The sequence below is a fragment of the Belliella filtrata genome, assembly GCF_022549775.1.
Lineage (GTDB): Bacteria > Bacteroidota > Bacteroidia > Cytophagales > Cyclobacteriaceae > Belliella > Belliella filtrata.
The window spans coordinates 46,060-53,023 of sequence record NZ_JAKZGP010000034.1; the positions used below are offsets into that span (position 1 = coordinate 46,060).

Here is a 6,964-nt window from a genome sequence, read left to right on the forward strand (position 1 = left end):
AAAAATCTGAATTGATTTTTGTTAGTTTATTTCTTGAACTTGATTTCCACTTCTTTTTCCAGGAGGGATCGCGTAGATACTTTTAGTAATGTTGTATTTTGCATTCCCAACTTCCACCACAAAAAGTTGACTTTGCACATTGCTGAAGTCAAAGGTTTTTTTATTTCCATCTTCTGGCATAATCCTGTCCTCATGAATCAAATTCCCCAAAGTATCAAAAACTTTCACTTTGGTAACTACTACTGGTTTTTTTTCGAGTACGATGGTGAATTTTTTAATGCCCTCTGGTTTCAGTTCGAATGGGACCATCTCTCTGTTGAGCGTGGAGGGGAAGGAGATCTCTGACTCTACTTTTGTTCTTTTTTTAAAAATTTGACCTAAAGCATCCACAGAAGAAAGTGACAATGTCAATAGTAAGACAATGGTCAAGTGGTGTAATTTTGGCTTTAGGTTTAGAGGTCTGATCATGGGATTGCAAAAATGCAAAAATCAAACCACTTTTTTGCAAATTGATATAAGGATTTAACAATTTTTTATAAAAATAATCGTTTTCACCGATTAATTGGTAAGGTGGGCTTTTGAAAGAACAAAACTTCGTCAGAATTATAGCATATCAGATTTTTTTTACCCGAAATTATCTTGTGATTTGAAATGTTTTCAGGAAGATTGAAGGAAGTTGTTTTGTCATTGATGAAATTGTGGTAAACAATGCTGTCGTTGCGAATATCGATAAGGTTTTCTTTATCAAAATTTATAGCATTAAAGGGTTTAGGAATTGTTTTGATCAAGTTGGCTTGATTGTCAAGGATGCTAATTCCTTCATTTTTGATATTTACGAAGACCATGTTTTGATATTCTTTGATTTCCAAAACATTCAACTCAGAATTACTTAAAATAAGGTTCAGTGGTTGTTGTTGAGTGATTTGATTTCGACGGTGGTCAAATTGCTTCAAACTAAAGTCAGATTCATCATATATCCATATGATGTTGCCATTGCCAATGGTGGCAGCCTTCGCCAAGTTAATGCCTTTTGTTTGTAGCGCTATTTCACTGAGAGGGTTGAGAAATCTGTCAAAAAGCCGATACTCTTGCATATCTATAGAAAAAGTAAAAATGTTAACCGTCCAAGCGGCTTCGATAAAGTCAATTTTCCCTTGCCTAACAGGGGAGAAATTATTGATAAATGCTCCATGAGCGGCATATTGATATACATCACCGTCGGCTGTAGCGACAAAAATATTGTCTTGATTATCAATAGAAACTCTCGTGATCCTGTCAATGGATATTTTAACCGGGTCATCCCATTGAATTTCCTGAGCTATAGTGCTTAAGTGAGCTCCTAGAAAAATAAAGAAAACTAGAATTCTTTTGATCATTGCTCAAATTTTTTCAATTGAATACCTTCACTGTCAAAGACTGCATAGGTAAATTGTGATACCCATTCCCCAAGATTGATGTATCGTGAGTTTTTTCCCACAGGAAGATCAAGTGGTAAATGTCTATGCCCGAATACGTAGTAATTAAAGTGTTTGCTTTGGTCTATTTGCTTGCAATAAGCCCAAAGCCACTCCTCTTCGCCTTTGAACTGATCTTCCTGTTTTTCCATATTGGATAGGCGACTTTTGCCTGACCATGCATGGGCTATTCGGATTCCAATATCTGGATGAAGCCACTTGAAAAGCCACTTGAAAAAGGGGTTGGTAAATATTCTTTTCAAGAACTTGTAAAATTCATCTCCCGGGCCAAGTCCGTCACCATGGCCAATTAGAAATCGTTTTCCTTCTATGGTAATTTCTATAGGCTGATGGTATATCGGGATTTTTAATTCGTTTGTAAAATAATCTTTGAGCCAAAGGTCGTGATTACCACTGAAGAAAAATATAGGTATACCACTATCTCGAAGTGAAGAGATTTTAGCTATGAATTTTATAAATCCTTTAGGGATAACTTTGTCATACTCAAACCAAAAGTCGAATATATCGCCCACTAAAAAAATCGCAGCTGCATCATTTGAAACTTCATCTAGCCACTTAATGATTTTTTCCTCTCGAAGTCGACTTTGTTCAAAGTTTGGTGCGCCAAGATGAAAATCAGATGCAAAATAAACTTTTTTTTGATTGAGTTTAATATTCATGGTCTTTTCCTAAAAACTCATCAAAGATAGGTAAAAGCACAAATAAATTCCCTTTGAAGGTTTGGTAATTCGATAGGATGTTGAGTTGATACAAATCTTTAAGTTCATTCCAAACCCTTTGATCAATTCAAGTATTGGGTAGTATGCCCTTAATATTTTTCGATTTTATTTTTAATAGGAAATCTTGCCAATTGTACCTTTAAAATACATTGTGAAATCATTAAAAATTATTTTAAAATAAAAAAAATGTATTTTAAAACAAAATAAATCAATTTAAGTTTTGGTGTGAAATACAAATTACTGTATATTTACAACAAAATAATGCGTCTAATTATATTTTAGAACATAGAGGTCGCTTATTTTTCTGATTATCAATATTTTATTGCTTAAAAAATGCTAAAAAGTATCTTAAACTACAGGGTAGGGAAGTGTAGCCAAGGATTGGTTAAATCACTTTTCTTTATGATGATGCTGACAGTAATTACTTCGGAAGAAGTGTTTGCACAGCAAGTTTATGGTCTTCAGGAATATTTTGCTGAGGAAGAAATCGGTCAAGGAGATCGGTTGTACGAGTTTGTGTATGGGGCCACTCCTACGATAGTGATCCAAGGCGGGGAGGTTTCATATCCAGAAGAGGGGAAACCACAGCGTGTCTTTGTGGATGCTTCAGATTTTGGTAGACTATCTGATACAGATTCAGCATACAGAACGGTGAAGCTCATTCAAGTTCACATAACAGATAAAGCTCAATTCTCTTCCACAAAATTTCAAAAGGAATTATTGACTTCATTTTCAAACCTAGAGTATGTGTACATCATTTCCGATGTGGATATTTCACAACAGGATGTTAAGTCAATGTCTGCTGGTTTTGCGGATACAGATATGATTATTTTTTATCAGGTATCCAAACCTCAATAACCCATACAAACCCATAGCATATGAAAAAATTATACAAAGCTTTACATAAGTATAGGTTTGCGCTAATATCCTTTTTGATTGTTCTTGCTGGAGCTAGTTTGAATTTTACAATTGCGCAAAATGATAATGTCAAGCCCTTTCAAAAAAGGGTAGGTACCCCTCAGCCACCAAGTGGAGTATTTAATATCAAGGGAGACTATACGCTGATTGGAAATACCAATTTGACCTTGCAGAACTATACTGGCTCAGCAAATAACTCTAACAATGTGATGGTATATGTGGACGTGGATGATGTGCCACAGACGCTTAATTCATCTTCTGCAAACCTGGTGCTCTCTGAAGAGAATGGAGCCGATCCTAGCTGTTCGGAAATACTCTATGCTGGGTTGTATTGGTCAGGTAGAGCTACTCCTAGATTAGGAAATACTTTTTCAGTAACCAAAGGAGTTGTTGATGGCTCGCCACAACAAGTGAATAACCAATCTCAAACTTTGACAGATGGTCAGTCTGTAAATTTCACTGATGGTTATACTGTTTTAATGTCTAGACATGGTGGAGGTAATAATCGATATATTAGGTACACCTTTTCGGGAACAGGGGATTCATATCAGTTTCAGTGGGATAATTCTGGAAGTAATCAAATTGGTTATAGGGTTGGTACATCAGGTGATTTCATTCCTGTTCAAGGTTTGCAAATCACCACAAATAATAACAACAGTATAAGCACAGCAACTTTTACTCCTATTAGTATTGAAATTGATGGGGTGACTTTTTCTGTAAATAGATTGACGAGAGATCCTAGAACAAACAATTCTATGGATGTGGGTTCTAATGTAAACACTATACGGCTAAACGCCAATGGTACTTTCATACCCCAAATCCCAAATACAGTTCAGTTTGATAAAAGGAAAGTAAAGTTCAAAGGGCCAAGCGCTAGCACTTATACGGAATTCACAGCAAATCAGAATGATATATATTATCCAAATGGGAATCATGAAGACATGTACACAGCTTATGTGGATGTCACTAGCTATGTAAAGCAAAATGGTCTTGGAGAATATACTGTTGCTGATATTGCTCTTACTGAAGGTAATGGAGGGAGTGTTGGGTATTATGGTCACTGGGGATTAGTTGTGGTTTATGAAAACTCCAAGATGCCATGGAGAGATATAACCTTATTTGATGGGTATTCCTTTGTGAGGTCTCCTGGTTCTGGCGCACAAGCAGTTGGTGAATTTAATATTTCTGGATTTAGCTCTGTACAGAATGGTGATGTAAACATTAAGTTAGGGGTTTTGGCAGGTGAAGGTGATAGAGGGATTACTGGTGATTTTTTAGAAATCAGGAATGCTGCTAACTCAGGTTGGCAAAGACTAACACACCCATTGAATTCTACAGGGAATTTTTTCAATTCTTCTATTTATACCCCAGTTAGAAATGCTAATGGGGATTTGGTGGAAACTCCACGTAGCCCAAACCTTTTGAATAATACAGGTATTGATATTGCGATGTGGGATGTTCCAAATCCTAATAACTCTATCATTGGTAATGGACAAACTTCAACACGTTTTAGATATGGTACTACTGGAGATTTGTACACCATTTATATGGTGGCATTTGCTGTAGATGCATATGTCCCTGATGTAGAAGGATTGAATGAATTAATAGCCATAGACGGGAATAGTCCTGGAGCTAACCCTACTTTAGAACCAGGAACGGAGTTTACTTACAAAGTTGATATAAGAAATAAAGGTACTGAGGCAGTTCAAGACTTCGAGCTTGTAATTCCTTTGCCATATACTGCAAGCTTTTCTGGAGATTTATCAGATATCATTAGTCAAATAAATTTTGGAGGAGGAAATGCAGAAGCACCGATTTTTGATCCTACTGCGGGCTCGACGGGTTCTATCATTTGGAAAATCAACAACCTTCCTCTTCCAGAATCTGGAGATCCAAATGAAGTTTTGGCAAGCCTTACTTACACGCTCAAAGCCACTGAAAATTGTTTTGTCTTAGCTCAAGCTGACTGTGAAGCTTTTGTAGAAGTAGAAGGGTTTCTGAAAGGAAAAGGCGCTGTTTCTCAAAGTGTTTTCAATGCAGTTCCTCTAATTACTGGGTATAATGAAGATGGTACATGTGATGGAGAGCCAGTCACCACACCGATAAGAATACCTATTGTGAATGCTGTTGAGTGGGTTCAGCAAAACTGTCAAGGAGAGAACTTACTATTAGAGTTTTTCTTTTGTAATGTTTCGGCAGGGATACCTGTAAGTGAAATTAGAGGTAACTTTCCGACAGGAACAAGATTTTACGATGGACCAGATCCAATAAATTTCACTGAATTCAATGAGAATAATTCATTCCCAGCGGATGGAGGTCAGTTTTATGCTATCCCACCAAACTCATCAGAATGTATTTTTCAATTTGATATTGTTGTTACGATCGTAACAACGAACCCTGATATTCCTAATACAGAAGACTTGACTTTCTGTGAAGGTGAAAATGCGGGAAATTTATCTCAATACATTGCTTTGAGTGAAGATGGGCAGGCTTCAGGCTATCAGCTTTATTATTTCACTCAAGAAGTAGGAGGGAATGCTGTTTCAAATCCTTTGATCAATACAAGTAGTGTAGGGACGGTTACATACTGGGTAGCGGAAGGCCCTTCTTCAGGATGTTTTGGAGATAGAGTACCAGTAACCATAAGTGTCACTCCAAAGTCAGCAGCCCCTATTGTCAAAAATACAGTAGAATGTCAGGCTGATGGTACTTTCGGTTATGAGGTTTTGGCTTCACCAGGAGCTACTTTATTATACTATGAAGATAACAATCCTTCTAGTCAAGCAATTCAGGTCACTCCAATGGTTGACTTAAGTCAGCCAGGAACTTATACTGTTTGGGTTTCTCAAATTGAATCTGGAAGTAACTGCGAAAGCCCAAGAGTACAAGTAAGTGTCACTGTAAATTCAGTTCCTGTTTTAGTGGTAACAAACCCAGAAGCAGTATGTGAGCCAAGGAAAGTAAATCTTACGGATGCGGCAATTACCAATGGCTCTTCAGGTATTTCAAGTCTAACTTATTTCTCTGATGCAGCAGCTACTCAAGAATTAGCCAATCCAAATGAAGTAAATGTTTCAGGAACATATTATATAAAGGCAATAAATTCAGAAGGTTGTTTTGTGATAGCTCCAGTGGTGGTAACTATCAATCCAACCCCGAGTTCCCCAGAATTAATTGATCATATTACAGTTTGTGCAACTGATCCTATTCAGACACTTGATGGGAATGATGCTATTATCAAAGAAGCTGGATTGATTTATAAGTGGTATACCACTGCTGATGGAAATACAGAAGTTGAACCTTTATGGAGTGAAGTAGGAAGTGTGACATATTACGTGTCTGCAATTACGCCAAGTGGATGTTGTTCACCAGTAAGAACAGCCGTCACTTTAACTATCAATGATTGCAATGTAGAAATAATCAAAGAAGTTGATTTCACTGAAATTGATCAGCCTCGTACTTTGACATATACCATTACTGTATCAAACCCAGGAAGTGCACCATTGAGTGGTGTTGTAGTTACTGATCCACTTACAAATGATACGAATCCTTTAGACTTAGTCTCTGGAGATACTAATAATGATGGTTTGCTCGATACAGATGAGATTTGGGTTTACAATACAACTTTTGATGTTACCCAAGCATTAATTGATTCTGGAGCCGATATAGTTAATACAGCATTTGTAAATACAGACCAGGCAGATGAGCAAAAATCAAGTGCAGTTACAGAGATTGACAGAAATGCGACAATCACGATCATCAAGTCAGACAATGGTGCAGCGATCACAGCAGCGGGAGAAGTGATCACTTACACGATCACAGTAGAGAACACAGGCAATGTGACTTTGGAAA

Annotated in this window: 5 protein-coding genes; 2 read left to right on the forward strand and 3 right to left on the reverse strand. The window is 37.0% G+C overall.

What is annotated here, in order from left to right; translation table 11 throughout:
* Positions 1–21: 21 nt before the first annotated feature.
* From MM239_RS13125 to MM239_RS13135, 3 genes are all read right to left on the reverse strand, one after another.
* A complete protein-coding gene (locus tag MM239_RS13125; protein ID WP_241348706.1) occupies positions 22–429 on the reverse strand; it encodes a hypothetical protein in 408 nt (135 codons plus the stop codon).
* Between the two features lie 122 nt (positions 430–551).
* A complete protein-coding gene (locus MM239_RS13130; RefSeq protein WP_241348707.1) occupies positions 552–1,376 on the reverse strand; it encodes a hypothetical protein in 825 nt (274 codons plus the stop codon).
* Positions 1,373–2,134 (reverse strand): UDP-2,3-diacylglucosamine diphosphatase, encoded by a 762-nt coding sequence (locus tag MM239_RS13135; protein WP_241348708.1) that lies wholly within the window; start codon positions 2,132–2,134, stop codon positions 1,373–1,375. Before MM239_RS13135 ends, MM239_RS13130 begins: the two co-directional genes overlap by 4 nt.
* Before the next feature lie 393 nt (positions 2,135–2,527).
* On the opposite strand from MM239_RS13135, the gene MM239_RS13140 reads away from it, so the two are divergent.
* Positions 2,528–3,052 carry a hypothetical protein gene (locus MM239_RS13140; protein ID WP_241348709.1) on the forward strand — a complete coding sequence of 175 codons (525 nt, stop codon included), beginning with the start codon at positions 2,528–2,530 and terminating at the stop codon, positions 3,050–3,052.
* 20 nt (positions 3,053–3,072) lie between these two features.
* A partial coding sequence (locus MM239_RS13145; protein ID WP_241348710.1) for an Ig-like domain-containing protein occupies positions 3,073–6,964 on the forward strand: 3,892 nt, incomplete at its 3' end.